Below are 21,768 nucleotides of genomic sequence, written 5' to 3' on the forward strand. Positions count from 1 at the left end.
GTTCGGGCCTGTGGCCCGCCGTAAGCACGCCGCCCCTGCCCGGATGCGGTGACGCATCCGGACGCTGGCGTCACGGCTCCTGCCACGGATGGCTGTCGCTCCAGAGCAGATCGCGAATGGAGGGGATGGACGGCCAGGCGCGTGAATTCAGACTGCCATCAAGGACCTGCCGCGGATCAGCGTTCTGTTCTGAACGCAGACTCGCTGTCGGTGCCGCACACGGCCCCTTTCGCCAGCACATCAGCTAAACGCTTTTTCATGAATTAGCTCTTCTCACTCAAAGGTGAGTGAAGTACATTGTATGCGTTCAGGCGATGCCTTGGACGTCTCCTCCCAGTGATCCCGTGCCGCGACCTGGGGTCGGGCACAGCATCACCACTTGGGGCCGGTGGGAAACCACCGGCCCCCTTTTTTTGCCCATGGCCCGGGGTTCGGGTCCCCGTGCCGCCATTAGGCCGGCGGCCTGCATGGACAGATGCCCGGCACCGCAGCACAGCGGCCTGGGCCGCTCCGCCTTTCGGCGCGGCGCCTGTCCGGGCGCTCAGCCGCCGCTTGCGGCGGTGGGCCCCAGGCCTTGCGCGTATCAGGGAAAAGCGGCGCCAGCGCAGGACGCCCGGGCGGCCCTATACCATCCGCCGCCGGGAGAGACTCAGCACCCCGGCCGCCAGGGCGAAGCCGATGCCGGCCAACAGCCCGACCTGCGGCCCCGCCGGCCCGGCCAGCTGGAAGCAGAGCGCGACCACGGTGGTCCCGAGCGTGGTCCCCAGCAGCCGCGCCGTCGCCTGCATGCCCCCCGCGCCGCCCGCCCGCGCCTTGGGGGCGGAGCCGATCATGGTGCGGTTGTTGGGGGTGGAGAAGGCGCCGAAGCCGGCGCCGCAGAGCGCCAACATCGCCCCGACCAGCAGCCCGTTCACTCCCCCCTGGCCCGCCACCGGCAGCACCGCCACCAGGCTCAGCCCGACCACCATCGCCCCCATGCCCAGGGCGCAGAGCCAGGCCGTCGGCACCCGGTCCGACAGCCGCCCGGCGAGCGGCGCCGACAGCGCCATGCCGAGCGGCCAGGGCGTCATGATCAGCCCGGTCGCCGCCTGGCTTGCCCCCGCCCCCTGCAGCAGGAAGGGCAGCGAGACATAGGCGGCATACCAGGCCGAGAAGGCGCAGACCGAAGCCATGACCGCGAAGGCGATGGGGCGTATGCGCAGCAGATCCACCGGCAGCAGCGGCGCCGGCTGGCGGAGCTGCCGGCGCACCAGCACCACCCCGGCCGCGACGCCGGCGACGATCAGCGCCAGCCCGACCGGCGGCTGCCCCAGCACCAGGTCGAGGCCGAGAAAGACCGCGCCGAGGGTCGCGATGTTCAGCAGCGCGCTCGGCCAGTCGAAGCGCCGGCCGCTGCGGGACGGCGAGGGCAAGGCGGCATAGCCGATGGCGATGCCGATCAGGCTGACCGGCACATGCACCGCGAACAGCGCCTGCCAGGGCGCGACCGAGAGGATGGCGGCGGCAACCGAGGGCGCGGAAGCGCCGGAGACCGCCACCACCATGGCATTGATGCCGATGGCGCGGCCGAGCATCCCCATGGGGTAGATGTGCCGGATCAGCCCGGCCGTGAGGCTCATCACCGCCGAGGCGCCGAGGCCCATCAGGATGCGCCAGGCGAGCAGCGCCTCGAAGGAGGGGGCGAGGGCGGCGCCGAGCGCGCCGGCGGCGAAGACGGCGAAGCCCGCGAGCCAGACGCGGCGGAAGCCGATGCCCTCGGCCAGGGAGGCGAGCGGCAGCAGCGTGGTCACGACCGTGAGCTGATAGGCGATCAGCAGCCAGGTCGCGGTCGCCGGCGCGATGCCGAGATCGCGCGCGATGCCCGGCAGCGCCACATTGATCATGGAGCTGTCGAGCACGGTGATGGCGATGGAGGCGGAGACCGCGACGACCGCGAGGACGCGGCGCGGCATCGGCAGCCCGTCCTGCTCCGGCGCCTCCAGGGCCCGTGGCGGGGCGTCGGTCAAGGCCGCCGCGCGGCGCGGAGCGCGGCTCCCTTATCGGGTCCCGGGCGGCGCCCCGCGGGTCCGGCGACCGGTGCCCGGGACGGCTCGGGCAGGAGGCAGGACTGCCGGACGCGCCCGAAGGCCGCGATGGCGCCCCGCGCGCGCAACTCGCCGATGGTCTGGATGCCGTCCTCCCGCAGTCTCACGCTCGCCATCCCGTTCGGACCTCCGCGCCAGGCGCTCCGGTCCTCGGATGGCGGGCGCTGCGGGCATCGAGGCTCCGCAGCGCCGGTATGTCCGCCGCAACCGGCGGCGGCAGGCTACTCGGCGGCGGCGGCGAGGGGGACCTGCGGCAGCGCAACCCCGACCAGCGCGTCGCGCGTGACGAGGGCGGCGAGCCGGTCCTCCGACCAGCCCTCGGTCCCCGCCGGGCGCATCGGCAGCACCATCCAGCGGTAGTCGGCGGTGCTGTCCACCACGCGGATCTTTGTGTCCGGCGGCAGCACCGTGCCCCATTCCGCCAGCACCGCGCGCGGCTCGCGCACGGCGCGGGAGCGGTACTCGAAGCTCTTGTACCAGCTCGGCGGGTAGCCCAGCACGGCGCGCGGGTAGCAGGAACAGAGGGTGCAGACGACCAGGTGATGCAGGCCGGGCTTGTCCTCCAGCACGCCGAGCGGCGGGGCGCCGGCCATGGAGACGCCCATCTGCTCGGCGGCCGCGGCGCCGTCGCGCAGCAGCAGGGCGCGCCATTCCGGGTCCAGCCAGGCGCGGGCGACCATGCGGGCGCCGATCTCGGGGCTGGCCCGGTCGGTGCTCGCCTGGCGGTCCGCGATCTCCTGCTCGGTGACGATGCCCTTCGCCTTCAGCGCGGCGACCAGCTTCTCCAGCCGGGCGATCGATTCGGGGCGGGCGGGGGCGCTCATGCTGCCGCCCCCCGGCTGCCGGAGCGTCGAAGGGCGTGGAAGCGTGAATCGGTGAGCATCACGCAGCCTCCTTTGCGGGCGTCGCCGCGGGTTCGAGCCAGTGCTCAAAGATCTCGACCAGGACGGTGTCGCCCTCGGTGCCCTCATGCCAGATCGGCGGCTGGTCGAAGAGGACATGGTATAGCACGCGGAGCGGCGCCGGCCGGGCGAAGGCCAGGTCCTCGGGGTTCGGGAAGGCGCCGAGCACGGCCTGCACGGTGCCCTCCCGCCCGCGCAGGTAGTGCGGCGTGCGGATGTGGCAGGGGCCGCGGCGCTCCGGCCAGTCATCCTTCACGCGGATGCGGTCGCCCGCGGCAAAGCGGGCCGCGACGGGCTCGGCGCGCGGCTCGGGCTGGCCGGAATCGCCGGCGACGGGCGCGCTCATTGCAGCTCCTCCGCCGAGATCACGCCCTTCTCCAGCATGAGCGTGCAGATGGAGGTCAGCCAGCGCTCGTAATAGGTCAGCGCGAAATACTCATCCTCGGGGATGGATTCGATCCCCCGCCGCAGCTCGTCCACCGTCATCAGCTTCTTCTGGGCGAGGATCTGCCGCAGCGCGTCCACCCGCTTGCCGAAGGCATCGGGCGGCGCCTCGTCACGCTCCACGGGGGAACAGCGGAAGCGGCTGAGGCCGCCCATGTCATGGATGGCTGGGGTGTGCTCGGCGTCGCTCATGGGCGCAAGGCTAAGGCGGTCGGCCGCCCGGCGTCCAGCCCGGGCGAAGGTCGGGCAGCGGCGCCAGCGCGGCCCGCAGCACGGCGCAGAAGGCCGCCAGGGTCAGCACGGCATTCGCGGCGTGCGACCATTCCCACTGCGCCCGCAGCGCCTCCCACTCCTCGGGCAGGGTGGTCCAGTTCGCCGTCGCCAGATTGGCCGGGAAGGTCCAGGCGAAGAAGACGCCGAGGCCGGCGGCCAGCAGCAGCGCCGCGAGCAGGGCCGGCCAGGGGGAGGCAGGCGGGTGCTGCTGCCGGAGCGCGAGGGCGAGGCAGGCCAGGATGGCCGAGACCGGGAAGACGCCCGCCAGGGCCCAGCCGGCATAGGCGCCCTGGGCGGCGAGATAGGCGTCGCGCCCCATGGCCAGCTTGTTCGGCAGGGCCAGCAGATGGGCGCCCGCCGGCACCAGGGCGAGCGCGGTCAGCAGGACGGCCAGGAAGGCGAGGCGGCGCGTGCCGGGCATGCGGCCCGGACGCAGCGGCGCGCCGCCGGGTTCCCCGGCGCCTATTCCGGGCCGAGGGGCGTGCGCTTGCGCTCGTAGTGCTTGAAGTACTTGTCGGTGACCAGGGCGGTCTTCACCACCACGCAGACATCGGTGGTGTTGAACTGGTGGTCCAGCACCGCGCCGTCCCCGACGAAGCCGCCGAGCCGGAGATAGCCCTTCACCAGCGGCGGCAGGTCGTTCAGCACCGCCCGCATGTCGAGGCCCGCCGGGTCCAGCCGGTCCATCGGCACGTGGCGCTCCGGCAGGGCGCGCGGGCGGATCGCCTCCGGCGCCAGATGGTTCGCGTGCAGATAGGTCAGCATCGGCGCCAGCGCGTCGAGGTCGGTGCCGTGCAGGCTGGCGCAGCCGAACATCACGTCGATGCGGTGATGGAAGACATAGGCCGCGATGCCGCGCCAGAGCAGCTGCAGCGTCCCGCGCGTGCGATGATTGGCATCCACGCAGGACCGGCCGAGTTCCAGGATCTCTCCCGGCCAGGCCAGCAGCGGGGAGATGTCGTACTCGGCGGCGGAGTAGAAGCGGCCGATGGCGGCGGCGGCGGGCCGGCGGATCAGGCGGTAGGTGCCGACCACCGCCTCCGGCCCCTCGCCCAGGTCGTGGTCCACCACCAGCAGATGGTCGGCGACCGCGTCGAACTCGTCCCGGTCACGGCCGCTCGCCCGCGTCTCGGCATCCGGGTGGGCCCCCATCTCGCCGTAGAAGATGCGGAAGCGCAGCGCGAGGGCGGCATCGATCTCGGCCGCGGTCTCGGCAATGCGGACGCCGAGATTGCCGGCGCGGATCTCGCCGAAGCCCGCCTCGCGGGTCAGGAGGGCGGGGCTGCTGATGGTCATGCCTGGTCGCGTCCGTTGCGGGCGCGGCCACCGCGGCGCGGCGCGGGGGCCGCCGGCTTCGCTTCCGGGAAGCGGCGGCCGAAGAGTTCCAGCCGGTGGTCCACCAGCTCGAAGCCGAGGCGGGCGGCAATCTCCTTCGCCAGGGCCTCATGCCGCTCGTCGGCGAATTCGATCACCTTGCCGGTGTCCACATCGATGAGATGGTGGTGGTGGCCATGTTCGGTCGGTTCGTAGCGGGCGCGGCCGCCGCCGAAGTCGCGCCGCTCGAGGATGCCCTTCTCCTCCAGCAGGCGGACGGTGCGGTAGACGGTGGCAATGGAGATGTGGCTGTCCCGCGCATGGGCACGCCGATACAGTTCCTCGACATCCGGGTGGTCGGCGCTGTCGGACAGGACGCGGGCGATGAGGCGCCGCTGCCCGGTCATCTTCAGGCCGCGATCGATGCACAGCCTCTCGATGCGGGAGATGCCCTCGCGGTCGGCGGAAGCGGGCGTGTCCATAGCGGCTCGGGTACGGCCCTTGCTGGTCGGCGACCGGGTCGTCCGGCCCCTCTGTTTCAATCAGGGCCGGGACCATAGCGTCCCGCGGGCTCCGCCACCATGGCGGAGCCGCGGATCCCATCACGGAAAGATCACGGGGCGAGGCGGCCAGGCCGCCTGCCCCGCCGGCCGGCGGAGGAGGTCAGCCGAGCTTGGTCTGGGTCGCGGCGGCGGCCGCGGCTTCGCGCCGGGCCCCGCGGGCCGGCCGGCCGCGCGGCTTGGTGCCGAGCCCGATCTTCTTCGCCAGGGAGGAGCGGTGCTTGGCATAGTTCGGCGCCACCATCGGATAGTCCGCCGGCAGGCCCCAGCGCTCCCGGTACTGCTCGGGGGTCATGTTGTAAGACGTCTGCAGATGCCGCTTCAGCATCTTCAACTTCTTCCCGTCTTCCAGGCAGATCAGGTACTCGGGCGTGATTGACTTCTTGATCGGCACCACAGGTTGCGGGCGCTCGGGCTGCGGCTTGGCAGCGGGCTGTCCGACAGTGGAGAGGGTACGGTAGACCTCCTGGATCAGATTGGGGAGGTCTGCAAGCGACACCGGATTGTTGGAAACATGGGCCGCGACGATTTCGGCGGTCAGTCCCAGCAGGTCTGCGGAGGGGGCTTCTTCAGCCATGTGACGTGTCTTCCCGTTGACGGTCGGCGAGCTATACTGCGGCGCAGGGCCGTTTCGCAATGCGTTTCGGCGATTCGCAGGGCATCATCCATTGAACTCTGTTTGCAAGCAAGAACTGAATAGCGATCGCGTCCTCGACATCACGGCAGAGACTTGCCCGATGACCTTCGTGCGCACCCGCCTCGCACTTGACCGCATGAAAAAAGGCGAGGTTCTGCTGGTCCGCCTGCGCGGGGACGAGCCGAAGCGGAACATCCCACGCACGGCGGCAGAACAGGGCCATGACGTTCTTGCGCAGCGCGATCTGCCGGACGGCACCACCGAGCTTCTGCTGCGCAAAGGTTGAAGCAGATCGCGGGAGGCCCTGGGCGACCGGATGCCTGGAACTGCCCGAACAAGGATTTCCAGAGGCTCGCGTCCGTTCTGAACGCAATCCGCTGTTGTGTGCAGCGCAGTATCGGACAGGCAAAGCGGAAGTTGCGTAGCGCCGCCGCGCCTGGTCCTGCCGGGCCCATGGAATGCTGGCGCATTTCCTGCCTCAGACGCCGGCGGCCCTCCGGGCCCTGGCTGCGCCGCACAGCCGGCGCAGCCAAGGTTCGCGGAGCAGACCGCCCGGCGACCGAGGCGGGCGTTGATCGGGCACGATTCAGCGACCGCCAGTCTCATACCAAATCCCGCTGATCAGAACCCATGCAGTAAAGCGGCCCCGCCGGGGCCGGGGTGGGCTGCGTCGGGGCGGCCGTCCGCTGCCGATAGGTTGGGATCAACGGGACTTGGTATCAGGCCCCGGGACAGGCGGAACCAGGCAGCAGATCGCGGCGCAGGACCAGGGCATCCGCGCCATCGGCATAGTACCGGCGGCGCCGGCCCACCTCCGCGAAGCCGAGGCCGCGATAGAGCGCGAGCGCCGCGGCGTTCCCCGCCGCCACCTCCAGGAACATCGCCTCGGCGCCGCGCGCCGCGGCGCCGGCCAGGGCGCCTGCCATCAGCGCGGCGCCGATCCCCTGCCGGCGGGCCGCCGGCGCCACAGCCAGCGTCAGGATCTCCGCCTCCCCGCCCGCCGCCCGCGCCAGCACGAAGCCGGCACCGGGCCGCCACAGCCCGTAGGCGCCCGGCATCTCCAGCATCAGGGCGATGGCGTCCGGCCCCCAGGCCTCGGCCGGCGGAAAGGCCGCCACATGCAGCCCGGCGAGCGCCGGCGCCTCGGCCGGCGTCGCGGCCCGCAGGGTCACGCCGGTGCGGCGTTGGCCGGCGGCCGCACCGCCGGCGGCTCGACATAGAGCGGCCGGGCCGCGAGCGGCGGGATGCGGCCGGCGAGACGCAGCGCCGCGACGCGCGCCGCCGCATCCGCCGCCGGCAGGCGGCTGTCGCCCGCCAGCGCATCCACCCCGCGCGCGGCCAGGGCCTCGGCCGCCGCCGGCGCGGCATCACCGACCAGCGTGAGCGGGCCGGCCGGCAGCGGCAGGGCCGCGAGTTCGAACACCTCGGGCGGTCCCTCGGGCGCCGCAGCGCCGGGGGCGAATCGCTCCAGCACCACCCGCCCGCGCCGGTTGTCCACCGCGGACCAGATGGCACGGCCGGCGGCCTGGCTGGCCGGCAGGGCGGCGACCAGCGCCTCCCCCGTCGTGACGCCCAGCACCGGCAGGCCGGCGCCGAGGGCGAGGCCCTGCGCCAGCGCCAGCGCCGCGCGGATGCCGGTGAAGCCGCCGGGACCCACCACGGCGGCGACCGCATCGAGGTCGCCGGGCCGCACGTCCGCCTCCCGCAGCACCTCCTGCGCCATGGGCGGCAGGGTCGCGGCATGCCCCCGCCCTCCCTCCAGGTGGCGATGGGCGCGCAACACGCCATCCGCCAGCAGGGCGGCGGAGCAGCGGGCAAGCGAGGCGTCGAGGGCGAGAATCCACACCGGTCGGGCGTCCTGTCCCGGGCCTGTCGCCGGGTGCTCCATCCTAGCAATCACGGTCGCGTGAAGCCATGGTAGACATTGTGCGACCCAGAACGCCTACAACGCGAGTTCGACCATGACCGGCACATGGTCGCTCGCCTGCGGCCAGCCGCGGGCCGGCTTCAGCACGGCATGGCGGGTGAGCGCGCCGGCGAGGTCCGGGCTGACCCAGACATGGTCCAGCCTTCGGCCGCGGTCCGAGGCCTCCCAGTCCCGCGCCCGGTAGGACCACCATGTGTAGAGCTTCTGCTCGGCCGGCACGAAATGCCGCAGGGCATCGTGCCAGTCCCCGGCCTGCTGCCAGCCGGTCAGCGCCTCCACCTCGACCGGGGTGTGGGAGACGACGCCGAGCATCTGCCGGTGGCTCCAGACGTCTTGCTCCAGCGGGGCGATGTTGAGGTCGCCGACCAGCACGCTGCGCGGCTTCGCGCCGCGCGCCCTGGACCAGGCCGTGGCCTCCGCCACGAAATCCAGCTTGTGGGCGAATTTCGGGTTGGCCTCCCGGTCCGGCGTGTCGCCGCCGGCGGGAACGTAGAAATCATGCAACTCGACCGGGCCGCCGGGTGCGTCCAGTTCCACGCCCAGATGCCGGCAATCGCCCTTGCCGCACCAGTCCGGCTCCTCCTCCCGCACCGCGAAGGGGAGGCGGGAGAGCACGGCGACGCCGTTGTAGCCCTTCATCCCCTTATGGGCGATGTGCGGGAAGCCGAAGGCGCGGAGGTCATCGAGCGGGAAGAGCTCGTCCGGGCACTTCGTCTCCTGGAGACACAGGACGTCGGGCTCCAGCGCCTTCACCAGTTCCGCCAGCAGCGGGCGGCGAAGGCGGACGGAGTTGATGTTCCAGGTGGCGATGCGGAGGGTGGGCATCCGCTCGCGCTAGCGTCTCGCGCCACGTTGGGCAAGGCGGCGGGCCTGGCCTCGGCCCCCCCGGGCGCGCAGCCGGGGGGCCGAGATGGCATGCCGGCCCGGCGTAAGTGCTGGCTTGCAGCCGCCACCGGCGCCTGAGACCGCATGAATGCGTCAGCATTCATGCGGGACGGAATCAGACGATCCGCGTCCGCACCTCGCCCACGCCCTCGACGAAGCCCTCCAGCAGGTCGCCCTTCTGCACCGCCGCGACGCCTTCCGGCGTGCCGGTCATGATCAGGTCGCCGGGCGCGAGGCGCACCAGGTGGGAGAGGTTCGAGATCACCTCCGGCACCGACCAGATGAGCTTCGAGAGGTCGGAGGACTGCACGACCTTGCCGTTGACCTTCAGCTCGATCCGGCCCTTCGAGACATCGACGCCCCGGGCCGGCACCAGCGCGCCCATCGGGGCGGAGTGGTCGAAGCCCTTACCCATGTCCCAGGGGCGGCCGGTCTTCTTCGCCTCGTTCTGCAGGTCGCGGCGGGTCATGTCGAGGCCGGCGCAATAGCCCCAGACATGCGCCATCGCCTGTTCCACCGGGATGTTGGCGCCGGCCGAGCCGATCGCGACCACCAACTCCATCTCGTGGTGGAGCTGCCTGGTCATCGGCGGGTAGGGCATGTCGGCATCATTGACCACCAGCGCATCGGCGGGCTTGGCGAAGTAGAAGGGCGGTTCGCGGGTCGGGTCGCTGCCCATCTCGATCGCGTGCTCGGCATAGTTGCGGCCCACGCAGAAGATGCGGCGGACCGGGAACATCTGGCTGCTGCCCTTGACGGGCACGGCGGCGATCACCGGCGGGGCGATGACGTAGTCGGACATGCCGAGAGGAACTCCTTGGACGTGGCATGGAAGCCATAGCAGCGGCCCAGCCCCCCCGGAAGGCTGCCGCGGCGCGGGAATCACCTTATGTTACACCTCAAGTATACCAGCTAAGTTGCGGAGAAATGGCGCGAAGCACAAAAAAAGCGCCCGGACAGGGGGGTGTCCGGGCGCCGTTGTTGTTTTTTTCCGATCGGAAAGGTCGGGCGAGCCGGCAGGGGAAACCGGCCTACGCCACCGGCCCATTATAGACGGGCCGGCTTGTGGATATTAGCCAGGTACAGCCTGGGAAGCAAAAGCCTTTGCGCGCGGCAGCCATGCGACTCTGCGGTATCCCGCCAGGGTCGCGCAGGTGTGACCCGGCGCAACCGCAACCGCGGCGGTGGCTGGCACGCCGAAGCCTATTCGGCCGCCTGCTGGAGCTGCCGCCGCGCCGCCCAGCCGGCGCAGGCCTCGCCGAAGCGCTCGAACAGCGCGCGGCTGACCGCATCCCGCTCCCAATCATATTCCGGGTGCCACTGCACGCCATAGGCAAAGCCGGGCGCGTCCTTCACGCGCACCGCCTCGATCGTGCCGTCCGGCGCCCATCCCTCCGCCACCAGGCGCGGCGCCAGGCGGGCGATGCCCTGGTTGTGCAGGGAGTTCACCGGCACCTCCGTGGCGCCGGCCAGCGCCGCCACCAGGCTGCCCGGCTGCAGCCGCACGCCATGCGCCTTGCCGGTCCGCAAGCCAGGCAGCTTCTGGTCGGAAGGCGTCGAGTGGTCGAGCCGCCCCGGCAGGTCCTGGATCCGCTGGTCGAGGCTGCCGCCGAGCGCGACGTTCAGCTCCTGGAAGCCGCGGCAGATCGCCAGCAGCGGCAGGCCGGCGGCGATGGCGGCGCGGATCAGCGGCAGGGTGGTGGCGTCGCGGTCATGGTCCTCCGGCGTGCCCTCGGCATGCGGCGGGCCCTGGTAGTGGTCCGGGCAGACATTGGACCGGCTGCCGGTCAGGATCAGCCCGTCCAGCCGCGGCAGGATCTGCGGCGCCAGCGCCTCCCCGGCCGCCGGAAGCAGCACCGGGATGCCGCCGACCGGGCCGAGCACCACGCGGACATAGCTGTCGGAAGCGGCGTGGTTCGGCGTGTTGAAGATGCCGAAGGCCTTCACGCAGCAGGAGATACCGATGAGCGGTTTCATCACGGTTCCAGCTTCATCCGCGAATGCGGCATGATCAAGGTGGCGGCGCGGAAGTTGATGCAGTTTTCGCGCCATTCCCTGACCGGTTCCTTGATCCGGCCCGACGCGCGCCTTGCCTGCCGCAAATGGGGCAGCGGCGCCGGCCTCGCAGGGGGGCGTGGCCGCATGGCTGCGCTGCCCCGCCCGCGGGGCGGCCCTATTGAATCCCCAACGCCTCGCGGAAGCGCGGGTCGTTGAAGTCGAACAGGATGGACGGGTAGCGCCCGCCGAACTCGGTCTGGAACAGGCTGACCCGCGTCTCCTGCCCCTGCGCATCCACCACCGCCCATTGCTTCAGCTCGATCGGGTCCTCGCTGAAGACCAGGGTCAGCCATCCCTCCGCCGGCTGGCCGGTGCGGTGCAGCGTGATGCGCAGCAGCCCGCCGCCCCGCTCCACCCGGCTGACCGTGACATCGCCCGAGAGCCTGAGATTGTCCCGCAGCAGCATCCCCAGCGGGGTCGCGCCGAGCGGCAGGGTCGTCGCCTGCTTGAGCTGGCGGTCGAAATAGAAGAACTGGCCGTGGCTGGCGACCAGCAGCAGCGGCTCTGGCGGATCGTATTCGAAGCGCATGCGGCCGGGCCGGACGATCCAGCCGGTGCCCTCGGCCGAGGCGCCGTTCTGCGCGATCTGCAGGAAGCGTGCCTTCAGGCTGGTCAGCCGGTTCAGCCAGGCCTCGGCACGCGCGACATCGGCGCGGTCGCGGTCCGAGAGCGGGCGCTGCTGGGCGGCGGCCGGGCCGGCGAGCAGCAGGGCGGGAAGCGCGAGCAAGGGACGGCGGAGCATCCCACCACATCTGGCCCAGGGGCGCGGCCGGGGAAAGCCCCGCCGCACCGCCCGCCTGCAACAAACCTTATCCAATCGTGAACCGCTGGCACGGTGGCGTGACCCTTCACCACAACCGCAATGTGAGACGGATGGCTTGGTCGCGCGTTGCGGCCCTATCCCGCCGGGCCATGCCGATGTCACGCTCCCTGCCGCTGACCATCGCCTCCGCCACCACCCAGGTCCGCCCACGGGCGGTGGTCGCCATCCTGGCCGATACGGAACCGGCGAAGCTGGTCCGCTGCCTTTGCGCCCTGGCGCTGCAGCGCAGCCGCGAGGGGCTGTGGTTGGCGCCCGACGCCTTCGGCGTGGTGGTCGCGCCGACCGGTGCGGCCGGGCCGCTGCGCCAGGCCCTGCAGGGCCTGCAGCCGGCCCTGCCCTTCCCCGTCCGCATGCTGCCGCCGGCGCCGGATGGGCATTGGGCGCTGCGGGCGGCCATGGCGGCCGCCGGCGACTGGCTCGGCGGCGACGGGCCGGTGCTGGCGACCACGGCCGAGGCGGTGCCCGAGGCGCAATGGGTCGCGCATGGCTTCGCGGCGCTGGCCGGCGGGGCCGACCTTGCGCTGGGCGAGGTGGTGGCGCCCGGGCGCGGGCCGGATGCCGCGGCGCGCTATGCCGGGCTGCTGGCGACGCTGGCGGCGCGGCTGGACCCGGAGGAGCCGGCCCCGGCCCATGGCCAGGAGGACGCGGCGAGCTTCGCCATCCGCACCGGGCTGCTGGCCAGGCTCGGCGGGCTGCCGGCCGGCCCGGCGGGCGGCCTGCCCGGCCTGCTGGCGGCGCTGCGCCGGCAGGATGCCCGCATCCGCCACCTGCCCGGCCTGCGCGTGGAGGCCGAGCGGCCCGCAGGGCCGGTCCCGGCGGCCCTTGCCGTCCGGCGGCGCCTGCTGGCGCGGCGCGCGCTGCGACAGTTCTGGGCCGATGGCATCGGCTCGCTCGCGGCCGAGACGCCCGCCTTCCGCCGCTGGGCCGCGCGGCTCGGCGTGCCGGCGGGCGCGCTCGGCACGGCGCTGGCGGCCCCCCGCTTCGGCGCCGCCTGGGAGGCCGTCGGGGCGCTCAGCCCGGCGCTCGCCCTGCCGCTGCTGCCACCCGCGGCGCTGCCGCGGGAGATGCTCACGGCCCGGCTGCTGCTGGCCGCCGCCCGGCTCGGCGGGACCCGGCCCCGCACCGCCCAACCCCTGCCCGCCCCGCCGCTGTCGGCCCCGGCCGGGGCGCCGGTTCAGCGCGCGGGCGGCCTCGCCACGGGGGGCGGCGCTCCGGTGGGCGCCTGCAGGCTGCGGTATCCGGCGGGCGGCTGGAACCGCGCCGGGTCCTGCGGGCCATAGGCGACCGCGATCGCCTCCACCGCATTGGCGCGCTCCTCCTGGCCGCCGCGGCTGCGCAGCATGACGCCATCCGTGGTCAGGCAGGCCTCGCCCCGGTTCGGCCCGTCCTCATAACGCCAGAGCGTGCAGGGCTGGCCGGCGATGGTCTCCCGCCCTGCGCCGGCAGTTCCAGCACCAGCCGCGGCTGGTCCAGCACCATCAGCACGCGCTGGCTGCGCTGATCCACCACCGACCAGCCGGCGCCGCCCGGCATGTCCACGCGCAGCTTCCGCTCGGCCGACAGCCAGGCCATGCGCAGCTCCTGCCCCGCCGCCTGGCCGGCGGTGACGCGATAGGTCACGCCGACATCGCGCAGGGGGATCAGGGCCGGGCGGTCCTGCGCCGCGGCGGGCAGGGTGGCGAGGCCGAGCAGCAGGGCGGCGCAGGGGCCGCGCCCCTGGCCACCGCGCCGCGCCCTGCCCGGGGCCGCCCGGTTCAATCCTCCTCCGAGGACCGCCGCGCCAGCACCTCGCGCTTGCCGACATGGTTGGCCGGGCCGACCACGCCTTCCTTCTCCATCTGCTCGATCAGCTTGGCGGCGCGGTTGTAGCCGATATTGAGGTGGCGCTGGATGAAGCTGGTGGAGGCCTTGCCCTCCCGGCTGACGAGATCAACCGCCTGGTCGAAGAGCGACTTCTCCGAATCGGAGGCCCCGGCGATGCCGGACATGGACAGGCCCTCGCCGCCGCCCTCCTCGTCCTCGGTCTCGGTGACCTCCTCGATATAGGCGGGCTCGCCCTGCTCGCGCAGGAACTCCACCACCCGCTCCACCTCGGAATCCGAGACGAAGGGACCATGGACGCGCGCCACGCGGCCGCCGCCGGCCATGTGCAGCATGTCGCCCTGGCCCAGCAGTTGCTCGGCGCCCATCTCGCCCAGGATCGTCCGGCTGTCGATCTTGGAGGTGACCTGGAAGGAGATGCGGGTCGGGAAATTGGCCTTGATGGTGCCGGTGATGACGTCCACCGAGGGCCGCTGCGTCGCCATGATCACATGGATGCCGGCGGCGCGCGCCATCTGCGCGAGCCGCTGCACCGCGGCCTCGATCTCCTTGCCCGCCACGATCATCAGGTCCGCCATCTCGTCGATGACGACGACGATCATCGGCAGCGGGGCGAGGGCGAGCGGCTGCTCCTCGAAGACCGGCTTGCCGGTTTCCGGGTCGAAGCCGGTCTGCACCTTGCGGGTCAGCACCTCGCCGCGCCGGCGGCTTTCCTGCACCTTCTCGTTGTAGCCACCGATATTGCGGACGCCGAGCTGGGACATGGCGCGGTAGCGCCGCTCCATCTCCCGCACCGTCCATTTCAGCGCGCCGATCGCCTTGGGCGGCTCGGTCACCACCGGGGCCAGCAGATGCGGGATGCGGTCATAGACCGAGAGCTCCAGCATCTTCGGGTCGATCATGATGAAGCGGCACTCCTCCGGGCTGAAGCGCCAGAGAAGGCTGAGGATCATGGTGTTGATGGCGACCGACTTGCCCGAGCCGGTGGTGCCCGCGATCAGCAGGTGCGGCATGCGGGCGAGGTCGGCGATGACCGCATTGCCACCGATATCCTTGCCCAGCGCCAGCGGCAGCCGGCCGGGATGCCGCACCCAGTCCTCCGAGGACATCATCTCGGAGAAATAGACCGTCTCCCGCTTGGCGTTCGGCAGCTCGATGCCGATGACGTTGCGGCCGGGGACGGTGGCGATGCGCACCGCGGTGACGTGCATGTTCCGCGCGATGTCGTCGGCGAGGCCGATGACGCGGGCCGACTTGGTGCCGGGCGCGGGCTCGAGCTCATAGAGCGTGACCACCGGGCCGGGGTTGATGGCGGCGATGCGGCCGCGCACGCCGTAATCCTCCAGCACCTGCTCCAGCAGGCGGGCATTGGCCTGCAGCGCCTCCTCGCTCGGCCGTCCCACGCGCTTCGCCGGCGGCTCCTGCAGCAGGTCGAGCGGCGGCAGCCGCCAGGGATCCTCGCCGGGCAGCGGCAGCACCTCCTGCCGCGCCGCCTTCGCGGGCTTCGCCGGGGGGCTCGGCGGCGCGATGCGGGCCGGCTTCGGGGCCGGGCGCTCGTCCGGCGCCTCGGCGGAGGATGCCTCCAGCTGCGGCTCGGTGCGCGGGCGGCGGCGCTCCTCGGCGGCGGCATCGGCCGCGCGCAGCACGGCGGCCAGATCGGCCCCCGGCTCGGCGGAAACCCGGCGGCGGAAGCGGAACAGGCTGCGCAGCGGCCTGGCGGCGCGGCCGAGCAGCCCGGCCGCGCCGCGCGCCCCGGCGCCGCCGGCCCGCGCGACACCCCCGGCCGAGGCCCGGGCGGCCCGGCCGAGTCGCAGCCATTCGGCCGGCGAGAGGCCGAGCGCCGCGATCGTCAGCAGCACGGCGACGCCGGCGAGCACGATGCCGGAGACCAGATCCCCGAAGGGCCCGAGCAGGGCGCCGGCCGTGTCATGCAGCGCATGGGCGGTGACGGCGCCGATGGCGCCGCCCGCGCCGGCCGAGGCCGGCAGCCCGGCCGGCAGCGGCACCAGCGTCAGCGCGGCCCCGCCCATCGGCAGGGCGGCGAGCAGCGCCGCCAGCCGGGCGGGAAACAGGCTGAGGCCGCGATGCGTCGCCAGCCGCCAGGCCCAGGCGAGCAGGGCGAGGCCCGGCAGCGCGCCGGCCCAGCCGAAGCCCTGCAGCATCACATCCGCCACCATGGCGCCGGCCGGCCCGACCAGATTGGCCGGCGCCCGGGTGGTGGCGGTGGAGAGGGAGGGGTCGGCCGGGTCGTAGCTGGCCAGCGCCACGAGGAGGGCGAGTCCGGAGAGCCCGCAGAGCAGGCCGAGCATCTCGAACAGGCGGCGGCGAATGGCCGCCTTGACGGCGGGCGAGGCGAAGCGGCGGACCCCGGCGAGCGGGGCGCTGGTGACGGAGGCACGGGTCGCGGGCATGCGCGGCGGGGATCCGGCTGGAATTCAGCCGCAAGAATAACCTGCAACGCCCTGGCGAAGAAAGAAGTCCTGTGACGCGGGAGCGTATCGAATGCCCCCCTGTGTCGGCTGCCGGCCGCCCCGGCCGGCGGGCGGGGCCGCATCGCCCCGCCGGCAGGCTGGCGGGGCGCCTGAAAAAGGGCGCCGGCCCGGTGGCCGGCGCCCCCCCCTCTCTCCCCTGATCCGGGTGATCAGAAGATCTTGCTCAGGGTGAACAGCACCCGGCCCTCGCAGATGCGCTGGCCGCCCTCGGCGCGCTCTGCCACCGGGGCGCAGTCCTTCTTGTCGATATTGGTGCCGTACCAGGCGACCGTGCCGGTGATGCCGGCGATGATCTCGCGCGACAGGCCGATCGAGTACCAAAGATAGTCCGGCGTGCCGAAGGCCGGGTTCCTCTCGATCCACTGGTAGCCGAGGCGGCCGGAGGCGGTCAGTTCCAGCGGCAGGGTGACGTCCACGCCACCCTCGACATAATGTCCATCGCCCGAGCGGCCGAAGAAATTCGGCGAGTAGTTGTAGGCCGCCAGCAGCTTCACCGGATCGATGGTGTAGGTCGCCTTGATGGCGAACTCATGATACTCGTTCAACTGGCCGCCCGGCGCCTTGTCCTGCCCCGGATACAGATAGGCGATATAGCCCAGATCGAAGCTGATGCCGCCCAGTTCGAAGCGGTAGCCGGCCAGCAGGTCCAACTCCTGCCGGGTGTCGTTCCAGGGGCTGGCCAGGAATTTCGCATTGGTCAGGAAGGCGCCGACATAGACGCCGCTGTCATGCTGGACGTCGAGCGTGCCCTGGAAGGCCCAGTTGTTGCGGGTCTGGCTGATGCCGCGGAAGAGGTAGTCGCTGGCGATCGCGGGCGTGGTGGTGACGGTCAGGCCGAGCGACTCGATCTGCTGCTGCGCCGCGGCCGGCAGGGCCGGCAGGACGAAGGCGGCGGCTGCCAGGAGAGCGCCGCGGAGGAGGGCAGCGGGCCGCGCCAGCAGCCCGGACGAATGTGGCATCTCTGAGTGGTTCCCTTGCGAGATCTGTAACCGCCGCTTGTACGTTCTTGTGAGGCAACCTTCGGTCCGGCCAAAAAAAGGGAGGGGCCTCGGCCCCTCCCTCCCCTGGCTCAGGCCAGGCGCTCGCCATGCTGGGTGACGTCGAGCCCCTCGCGCTCCTCGTCCTCGGCCACGCGCAGGCCGACGATCACATCGGTGATCTTGAGGAGGATGAAGGTACCGATCGCGGTGAAGGCGAAGACCGCGGCGGTCGCATAGACCTGCAGCATGAACTGGTCGAAGCTGCCGCCATAGCCCTCGGGCGTGCCCGCGCTGGCCGAGAGCGGGCCATAGGCGAAGACGCCGACCAGCAGGGAGCCGACGATGCCGCAGACGCCGTGCACGCCGAAGGCATCCAGGCTGTCGTCATAGCCGCAGAGATGCTTGAGCGCGGTGGCGCCCCAGAAGCCGGCGAGGCCCGCGACCAGGCCGATGATCAGCGCCGGCACCGGCAGGACGAAGCCGGCGGCCGGGGTGATGGCGACGAGGCCGGCCACCGCGCCGGAGATGGCGCCGAGGACGCTTGGCTTGCCTTTCGTCGCCCACTCCGCGAACAGCCAGGCGAGGGTCGCGCCGCCGGCCGCCACCTGCGTGACCAGCATGGCCATGCCCGCGCGCGCGCCGGCGCCGACCGCGGAGCCCGCGTTGAAGCCGAACCAGCCGACCCAGAGCAGGGCCGCGCCGATCACCGCCAGCGCCAGGTTGTAGGGCGACATGTTGTCGTTGCCGTAGCCCACGCGCTTGCCGAGGACGATGGCGGCGACCAGGCCGGCGACGCCGGCATTGATGTGCACCACCGTGCCGCCCGCGAAGTCGAGCGCGCCGAGGGCGAAGATCCAGCCATTCGGATGCCAGACCCAATGCGCCACGGGGGCGTAGATCAGGATGGTCCAGAGGATGTTGAACACCACCAGCGCGCTGAACTTCATCCGGTCGGCGAAGGCGCCGGTGATGAGGGCCGGGGTGATGATCGCGAAGGTCATCTGGAACATGGCGAAGACGGTCTCGGGGATGGTCATCGCCACCGCCGCATCGCCGCTGCCCAGGGTGAAGGGCTTGTCCCAGCTCTCCGCCAGGTTGCTCATGAACAGCTTCGACAGGTCGCCGATCCAGGCATTGCCCTCGCCGAAGGCGAGGCTGTAGCCGACCAGCATCCAGCACACCGTCACCAGCGCGGTGATGGTGAAGCTCTGCATCATGGTGGAGAGCACGTTCTTCTTGCGGACCATCCCGGCATAGAAGAGCGCGAGGCCCGGGATGGTCATCATCAGCACCAGGGCGGTGGAGGTGAGCATCCAGGCGGTGTCGCCGGTATCGATCTTCGGGCCGTCATCCTGCGCCATGGCGGGCAGTGCGGCGAGCAGCGCCACGGCCGCCACGGCCAGCACGCGTGCGGGCTTCCTCATCTTGCTGTCCCCTGTCCTTCCGGAACTGTCCGCGGCCATGTCAAAGCGCGGCCACATCGGTCTCGCCGGTGCGGATGCGGAGCGCCCGCTCCACGTCCAGCACGAAGATCTTGCCGTCGCCGATCTTGTCGGTGCGGGCGGACCTGGCCATCGCCTCGAGCACCGCATCGACCAGTTCGTCCGGCACGACGACCTCGATCTTGATCTTCGGCAGGAAGCTCACCTGGTACTCGGCGCCCCGGTAGATCTCCGTCTGCCCCTTCTGGCGACCGAAGCCCTTCACCTCGGTCACCGTCAGCCCCTGCACGCCGAGCGGGGTGAGCGCATCGCGCACCTCGTCCAGCTTGAAGGGCTTGATGAATGCCATGACCAGCTTCATCTGCCCGCAGTCCTCCTGCACATCCGGCATCGGACCTTCCAATTCCCGTGCCACCCTCCGCCCCGGCGGGGCGACGGGGCGGGTGACCCGCCTGACCGGGCGTGCAGCAGAGGTGAATCGCCGCCATGGCCCGCTCGCTGCCGGTGCGGGGCGATGCCCCGGCCGGGGATGCCGGGAGCAAGACGCTTCATTGCGGAACCGGATATGACTGCCGTTTCGGCCATCATTTGCCCATTTTCCAGGCAGACGCCGAGCAGGAGGCCGCGACCGCCCGGCTTGACCGCCCCCAAGCGGGATGTGAGGAACCCGACATGACCCATGCATCCGAGGTCGCGGTCTGCATCCTGGGCGCCGGCCCGGTGGGCGCGACCCTGGCCGCCACCCTCGCCGCCGCCGGCCTGCCGACCGCCGTGGTGGACGCCGCGCCCCTGCCGCCGATGGAGCTGCAGGATTTCGACGGGCGGGCCTATGCCATCGCCCTCACCTCCAAGCGGCTGCTCGACGCGGCCGGGGTGTGGGAGAGGCTGCCGGAGCCGCCCTGCCCGATGGAGGCCATCCGCGTCGCGGATGGCCGGCCGGGCGAGCCCGCCTCCCCCCTCTCCCTGCAATTCCATGCGGCGGAGGTCTCGGACGAGCCCTTCGGCTATATGGTGGAGGCGCGCAGCCTGCGGGTCGCGCTGAATGCCCGCCTGCCGGTCACGCCCAACCTCCGCGTCTTCGCCCCGGCCACCGCCACGGTGGAGCGCCGGCCGGAAGGGGCGACCGTGCGCCTCTCGACCGGAGAGGTGCTGACGGCACGGCTGGTGGTGGCGGCCGAGGGGCGCAACAGCCCGCTGCGCCGGCAGGCCGGCATCCGCACCGCCGTGCTGGACTACCGCCAGATCGGCATGGTCGGCGCCTTCGCGCATGAGAAGCCGCACCGCAACATCGCGCTTGAGCAGTTCTTGCCGAACGGCCCCTTCGCCCAGTTGCCGCTCTCCGGGCCGGGCGGCTTCGGTACCGCCGCCTTCCCGCATGCCTCGGCCTTCGTCTGGGCGGACCGGACGGCGATCGCGAAACGCATGCTGGTGCTGGACGACGCGGCCTTCGGCCACGAACTGGCGCGGCGGCTGGGCGACCACCTCGGAAAGATCCGGCCGATCGGGCGGCGCTGGTCCTATCCGCTCTCGGCCCTGCATGTGGAGCGCTGGACGGATACCCGCCTCGCCCTCATCGGCGATGCGGCGCATGGCGTCCATCCGATCGCGGGCCAGGGCCTCAATCTCGGCTTCCGCGACGTGGCGGCGCTGGCCGAGGAGGTGGTCGCCGCCTGGAATGCCGGGGAGGATCCGGGCGCCGCCCCGGTGCTGGCGCGCTACCAGGCGCGGCGGCGGCCGGACACGCTGCTGATGCTCTCCGGCATGCATGCGCTGGAGCGGCTCTTCGGCAACGACATCGCGCCGGTGCGCTGGGCGCGGCGGCTCGGCATCGCGGCGGTGGATCGCATCCCGCCGCTGAAGCGGGCCTTCGCCCGGCAGGCCATGGGCCTCGGGCCCGGGATGACGGGACTGCTGGCGGGGCAGAGGCTGCAGCGGGCCGGCTGAGGCCAAGGGCGGCCGGGCGGGAGCGGCACGCGAAAGGGCATGAGGGCCCGGAAGCGGGGCCCCGCCCGCTCCGCCATGGCGCAGGGCGGATCGGCCGCGGTTCCGGAAACCCGGGGCCGCCGCATCCGCTCACGCGGGGTTCGGCGGGGCCGGCTCCGCGCCCGGCGCGCATCCTGGTCCCGGCGCCCTCCGCAAACCGGCGCTGGGTTCCCATCTGCCCGCCAGCCCTATCGGAGGATCGCGCCATGACCCGCCGCTTCGCCCTTGCCGGCATCTTGTTCCTGGCCATCGCCCCCGCCGCCCTCGCCCATCACGGCTGGAGTTCCTTCGACCGGGAGAAGGTGCTGGACCTGACCGCGCCGGTGATCCGTTCCACCTATGCCAACCCGCATGGCCTGCTGCTGCTGGCACGGGACGGGGTGGAGCTGACCATCGAGCTCGCCCCCACCTCCCGGCTGCAGGCGCGCGGCCTCGCGCCGGAGGACATCGCGCCCGGCAGGGTCGTACGCGTGCATGCCTATGAGAGCACCGGCAACCCGCGGCTCTTCCGCGCCGAGTGGATCGAGGTGGAGGGCCGCCGGATCGAGTTGCGCTGAGCACCATGCCGCCCGCGGCGGCGCGGCCCTCGGGAACGCCAGCGGGACGCCGGATGTTCATCCCCCCTGTCTCAGGAGGTGAAAGGAACAAGGCATGATGCTCCGGCAATTCCTTCTCGGCGCCGCCGCCGCGCTCAGCATGGCGGGCATCGCGGCCGCGCAGCAGGCCGCTGCCCCCGGCGCCGCCCCGGACTACCGGGAGGTCAAGGACGAGAAGCTTGTCGTGCAGCCCTTCAACCTCACCGTCGACCAGATCGACGACATGGATGTCCATGCCGGCGGGGGAGAGAAGATCGGCGAGATCGACGAGGTGCTGATGAACGCCGCCGGGCAGCCGGTTGCGGTCACGGTCGAGGCCGGCGGCTTCCTCGGGATCGGCGCGCGGGAGGTCATCCTCACGCTCGACCAGCTGCGGCTCGATGGCCAGCGCTTCGTCACCAGCCTGACCAGGGCACAGGTCGAGGCGCTGCCGCAGTGGAACGATTAGGTCAGATCGCCGGAGGTGGCGAAGGACCGGGCGCGTGACCCTGCCCGAAATACGGAAGACAACACGGATTGCCGTTCAACCTTGAACGCAATCCGCGGC

At 72.1% G+C, this 21,768-nt stretch carries 24 protein-coding genes; 5 read left to right on the forward strand and 19 right to left on the reverse strand.

Features of this window, described 5'->3' with window-relative positions; genetic code table 11:
- Window positions 1-623: 623 nt before the first annotated feature.
- From LHA35_RS09275 to LHA35_RS09305, 8 genes are all read right to left on the reverse strand, one after another.
- On the reverse strand, window positions 624-2,006 hold the full coding sequence (locus tag LHA35_RS09275; protein ID WP_226607403.1) for an MFS transporter: 1,383 nt from the start codon (window positions 2,004-2,006) through the stop codon (window positions 624-626).
- Between the two features lie 299 nt (window positions 2,007-2,305).
- Window positions 2,306-2,908 carry a nitrile hydratase subunit alpha gene (locus LHA35_RS09280; protein WP_226607405.1) on the reverse strand — a complete coding sequence of 201 codons (603 nt, stop codon included), beginning with the start codon at window positions 2,906-2,908 and terminating at the stop codon, window positions 2,306-2,308.
- Window positions 2,909-2,966: 58 nt separating this feature from the next.
- A complete protein-coding gene (locus tag LHA35_RS28610) occupies window positions 2,967-3,332 on the reverse strand; it encodes a nitrile hydratase subunit beta (RefSeq protein ID WP_264185443.1) in 366 nt (121 codons plus the stop codon).
- The gene (locus tag LHA35_RS28615) at window positions 3,329-3,622 is read right to left on the reverse strand and encodes a nitrile hydratase subunit beta (RefSeq protein ID WP_264185444.1); all 294 of its coding nucleotides are present in this window, start codon (window positions 3,620-3,622) and stop codon (window positions 3,329-3,331) included. Before LHA35_RS28615 ends, LHA35_RS28610 begins: the two co-directional genes overlap by 4 nt.
- Window positions 3,623-3,632: 10 nt before the next feature.
- Window positions 3,633-4,124, reverse strand: a complete 492-nt coding sequence (locus LHA35_RS09290; protein ID WP_226607408.1) for a hypothetical protein — start codon at window positions 4,122-4,124, stop codon at window positions 3,633-3,635.
- A 41-nt stretch (window positions 4,125-4,165) separates the two neighbouring features.
- A complete protein-coding gene (locus LHA35_RS09295; protein WP_226607410.1) occupies window positions 4,166-4,999 on the reverse strand; it encodes a GNAT family N-acetyltransferase in 834 nt (277 codons plus the stop codon).
- Window positions 4,996-5,499 carry a Fur family transcriptional regulator gene (locus tag LHA35_RS09300; RefSeq protein ID WP_226607412.1) on the reverse strand — a complete coding sequence of 168 codons (504 nt, stop codon included), beginning with the start codon at window positions 5,497-5,499 and terminating at the stop codon, window positions 4,996-4,998. The genes LHA35_RS09295 and LHA35_RS09300 overlap by 4 nt, the downstream gene beginning before the upstream one ends.
- Window positions 5,500-5,680: 181 nt before the next feature.
- A complete protein-coding gene (locus tag LHA35_RS09305; protein WP_226607414.1) occupies window positions 5,681-6,154 on the reverse strand; it encodes a MucR family transcriptional regulator in 474 nt (157 codons plus the stop codon).
- Window positions 6,155-6,245: 91 nt separating this feature from the next.
- Here LHA35_RS09305 and LHA35_RS09310 point away from each other — a divergent pair, with 91 nt between their 5' ends.
- Window positions 6,246-6,500: a sulfurtransferase TusA family protein gene (locus LHA35_RS09310; protein WP_226607606.1), complete on the forward strand. Its 255-nt coding sequence runs from the start codon at window positions 6,246-6,248 to the stop codon at window positions 6,498-6,500.
- A gap of 433 nt (window positions 6,501-6,933) precedes the next feature.
- Here the strand turns inward: LHA35_RS09310 and LHA35_RS09315 are convergent, their stop codons facing one another.
- The 6 genes from LHA35_RS09315 to LHA35_RS09340 all read right to left on the reverse strand — a co-directional run bounded on the left by LHA35_RS09315 (window position 6,934) and on the right by LHA35_RS09340 (window position 11,826).
- On the reverse strand, window positions 6,934-7,386 hold the full coding sequence (locus LHA35_RS09315) for a GNAT family N-acetyltransferase (RefSeq protein ID WP_226607416.1): 453 nt from the start codon (window positions 7,384-7,386) through the stop codon (window positions 6,934-6,936).
- Window positions 7,383-8,060 (reverse strand): tRNA (adenosine(37)-N6)-threonylcarbamoyltransferase complex dimerization subunit type 1 TsaB, encoded by a 678-nt coding sequence (gene tsaB, locus LHA35_RS09320; protein ID WP_226607418.1) that lies wholly within the window; start codon window positions 8,058-8,060, stop codon window positions 7,383-7,385. Before tsaB ends, LHA35_RS09315 begins: the two co-directional genes overlap by 4 nt.
- A 96-nt stretch (window positions 8,061-8,156) precedes the next feature.
- Window positions 8,157-8,966 carry an exodeoxyribonuclease III gene (locus tag LHA35_RS09325; protein ID WP_226607423.1) on the reverse strand — a complete coding sequence of 270 codons (810 nt, stop codon included), beginning with the start codon at window positions 8,964-8,966 and terminating at the stop codon, window positions 8,157-8,159.
- A gap of 175 nt (window positions 8,967-9,141) precedes the next feature.
- On the reverse strand, window positions 9,142-9,828 hold the full coding sequence (locus LHA35_RS09330) for a fumarylacetoacetate hydrolase family protein (RefSeq protein WP_226607426.1): 687 nt from the start codon (window positions 9,826-9,828) through the stop codon (window positions 9,142-9,144).
- A gap of 401 nt (window positions 9,829-10,229) precedes the next feature.
- A complete protein-coding gene (locus tag LHA35_RS09335; RefSeq protein ID WP_226607609.1) occupies window positions 10,230-11,003 on the reverse strand; it encodes a gamma-glutamyl-gamma-aminobutyrate hydrolase family protein in 774 nt (257 codons plus the stop codon).
- 196 nt (window positions 11,004-11,199) lie between these two features.
- Entirely contained in the window at window positions 11,200-11,826 is a 627-nt protein-coding gene (locus tag LHA35_RS09340) for a LolA family protein (RefSeq protein ID WP_226607429.1), read from the reverse strand.
- A 170-nt stretch (window positions 11,827-11,996) separates the two neighbouring features.
- On the opposite strand from LHA35_RS09340, the gene LHA35_RS09345 reads away from it, so the two are divergent.
- Window positions 11,997-13,187 (forward strand): hypothetical protein, encoded by a 1,191-nt coding sequence (locus tag LHA35_RS09345; protein ID WP_226607431.1) that lies wholly within the window; start codon window positions 11,997-11,999, stop codon window positions 13,185-13,187.
- Between the two features lie 76 nt (window positions 13,188-13,263).
- On the opposite strand, the gene LHA35_RS09350 is transcribed toward LHA35_RS09345, so the two are convergent.
- From LHA35_RS09350 to LHA35_RS09370, 5 genes are all read right to left on the reverse strand, one after another.
- A complete protein-coding gene (locus tag LHA35_RS09350; protein WP_226607433.1) occupies window positions 13,264-13,665 on the reverse strand; it encodes a hypothetical protein in 402 nt (133 codons plus the stop codon).
- Window positions 13,662-16,139 (reverse strand): FtsK/SpoIIIE family DNA translocase, encoded by a 2,478-nt coding sequence (locus LHA35_RS09355; protein ID WP_226607435.1) that lies wholly within the window; start codon window positions 16,137-16,139, stop codon window positions 13,662-13,664. Before LHA35_RS09355 ends, LHA35_RS09350 begins: the two co-directional genes overlap by 4 nt.
- A 230-nt stretch (window positions 16,140-16,369) precedes the next feature.
- Complete coding sequence (locus tag LHA35_RS09360; RefSeq protein ID WP_226607437.1) at window positions 16,370-17,179, reverse strand: TorF family putative porin; 810 nt, start codon at window positions 17,177-17,179, stop codon at window positions 16,370-16,372.
- Window positions 17,180-17,289: 110 nt separating this feature from the next.
- Complete coding sequence (locus LHA35_RS09365) at window positions 17,290-18,624, reverse strand: ammonium transporter (protein WP_274707769.1); 1,335 nt, start codon at window positions 18,622-18,624, stop codon at window positions 17,290-17,292.
- Window positions 18,625-18,664: 40 nt separating this feature from the next.
- Complete coding sequence (locus LHA35_RS09370; RefSeq protein ID WP_226607614.1) at window positions 18,665-19,003, reverse strand: P-II family nitrogen regulator; 339 nt, start codon at window positions 19,001-19,003, stop codon at window positions 18,665-18,667.
- Window positions 19,004-19,314: 311 nt separating this feature from the next.
- Here LHA35_RS09370 and LHA35_RS09375 point away from each other — a divergent pair, with 311 nt between their 5' ends.
- The 3 genes from LHA35_RS09375 to LHA35_RS09385 all read left to right on the forward strand — a co-directional run bounded on the left by LHA35_RS09375 (window position 19,315) and on the right by LHA35_RS09385 (window position 21,669).
- Entirely contained in the window at window positions 19,315-20,586 is a 1,272-nt protein-coding gene (locus tag LHA35_RS09375; protein ID WP_226607439.1) for an FAD-dependent monooxygenase, read from the forward strand.
- 245 nt (window positions 20,587-20,831) lie between these two features.
- On the forward strand, window positions 20,832-21,182 hold the full coding sequence (locus tag LHA35_RS09380) for a DUF6152 family protein (RefSeq protein WP_226607441.1): 351 nt from the start codon (window positions 20,832-20,834) through the stop codon (window positions 21,180-21,182).
- Between the two features lie 94 nt (window positions 21,183-21,276).
- Window positions 21,277-21,669: a PRC-barrel domain-containing protein gene (locus LHA35_RS09385; protein ID WP_226607444.1), complete on the forward strand. Its 393-nt coding sequence runs from the start codon at window positions 21,277-21,279 to the stop codon at window positions 21,667-21,669.
- Window positions 21,670-21,768: the final 99 nt, after the last annotated feature.

Source organism: Roseicella aerolata, from assembly GCF_020523605.1.
In the GTDB taxonomy this organism is placed as follows: Bacteria; Pseudomonadota; Alphaproteobacteria; order Acetobacterales; family Acetobacteraceae; genus Paracraurococcus; species Paracraurococcus aerolatus.

Coding starts and splice junctions, on each gene's coding strand:
- LHA35_RS28610 (WP_264185443.1), bottom strand. CDS start 3,332: ATGAGCGCGCCCGTCGCCGGCGATTCCGGCCAGCCCGAGCCGCGCGCC.
- LHA35_RS09290 (WP_226607408.1), bottom strand. CDS start 4,124: ATGCCCGGCACGCGCCGCCTCGCCTTCCTGGCCGTCCTGCTGACCGCG.
- LHA35_RS09280 (WP_226607405.1), bottom strand. CDS start 2,908: ATGAGCGCCCCCGCCCGCCCCGAATCGATCGCCCGGCTGGAGAAGCTG.
- LHA35_RS09375 (WP_226607439.1), top strand. CDS start 19,315: ATGACCCATGCATCCGAGGTCGCGGTCTGCATCCTGGGCGCCGGCCCG.
- LHA35_RS09335 (WP_226607609.1), bottom strand. CDS start 11,003: ATGAAACCGCTCATCGGTATCTCCTGCTGCGTGAAGGCCTTCGGCATC.
- LHA35_RS09360 (WP_226607437.1), bottom strand. CDS start 17,179: ATGCCACATTCGTCCGGGCTGCTGGCGCGGCCCGCTGCCCTCCTCCGC.
- LHA35_RS09325 (WP_226607423.1), bottom strand. CDS start 8,966: ATGCCCACCCTCCGCATCGCCACCTGGAACATCAACTCCGTCCGCCTT.
- LHA35_RS09305 (WP_226607414.1), bottom strand. CDS start 6,154: ATGGCTGAAGAAGCCCCCTCCGCAGACCTGCTGGGACTGACCGCCGAA.
- LHA35_RS09340 (WP_226607429.1), bottom strand. CDS start 11,826: ATGCTCCGCCGTCCCTTGCTCGCGCTTCCCGCCCTGCTGCTCGCCGGC.
- LHA35_RS09385 (WP_226607444.1), top strand. CDS start 21,277: ATGATGCTCCGGCAATTCCTTCTCGGCGCCGCCGCCGCGCTCAGCATG.
- LHA35_RS09330 (WP_226607426.1), bottom strand. CDS start 9,828: ATGTCCGACTACGTCATCGCCCCGCCGGTGATCGCCGCCGTGCCCGTC.
- LHA35_RS09295 (WP_226607410.1), bottom strand. CDS start 4,999: ATGACCATCAGCAGCCCCGCCCTCCTGACCCGCGAGGCGGGCTTCGGC.
- LHA35_RS09380 (WP_226607441.1), top strand. CDS start 20,832: ATGACCCGCCGCTTCGCCCTTGCCGGCATCTTGTTCCTGGCCATCGCC.
- LHA35_RS09370 (WP_226607614.1), bottom strand. CDS start 19,003: ATGAAGCTGGTCATGGCATTCATCAAGCCCTTCAAGCTGGACGAGGTG.
- LHA35_RS28615 (WP_264185444.1), bottom strand. CDS start 3,622: ATGAGCGACGCCGAGCACACCCCAGCCATCCATGACATGGGCGGCCTC.
- LHA35_RS09345 (WP_226607431.1), top strand. CDS start 11,997: ATGCCGATGTCACGCTCCCTGCCGCTGACCATCGCCTCCGCCACCACC.
- LHA35_RS09365 (WP_274707769.1), bottom strand. CDS start 18,624: ATGAGGAAGCCCGCACGCGTGCTGGCCGTGGCGGCCGTGGCGCTGCTC.
- LHA35_RS09300 (WP_226607412.1), bottom strand. CDS start 5,499: ATGGACACGCCCGCTTCCGCCGACCGCGAGGGCATCTCCCGCATCGAG.
- LHA35_RS09355 (WP_226607435.1), bottom strand. CDS start 16,139: ATGCCCGCGACCCGTGCCTCCGTCACCAGCGCCCCGCTCGCCGGGGTC.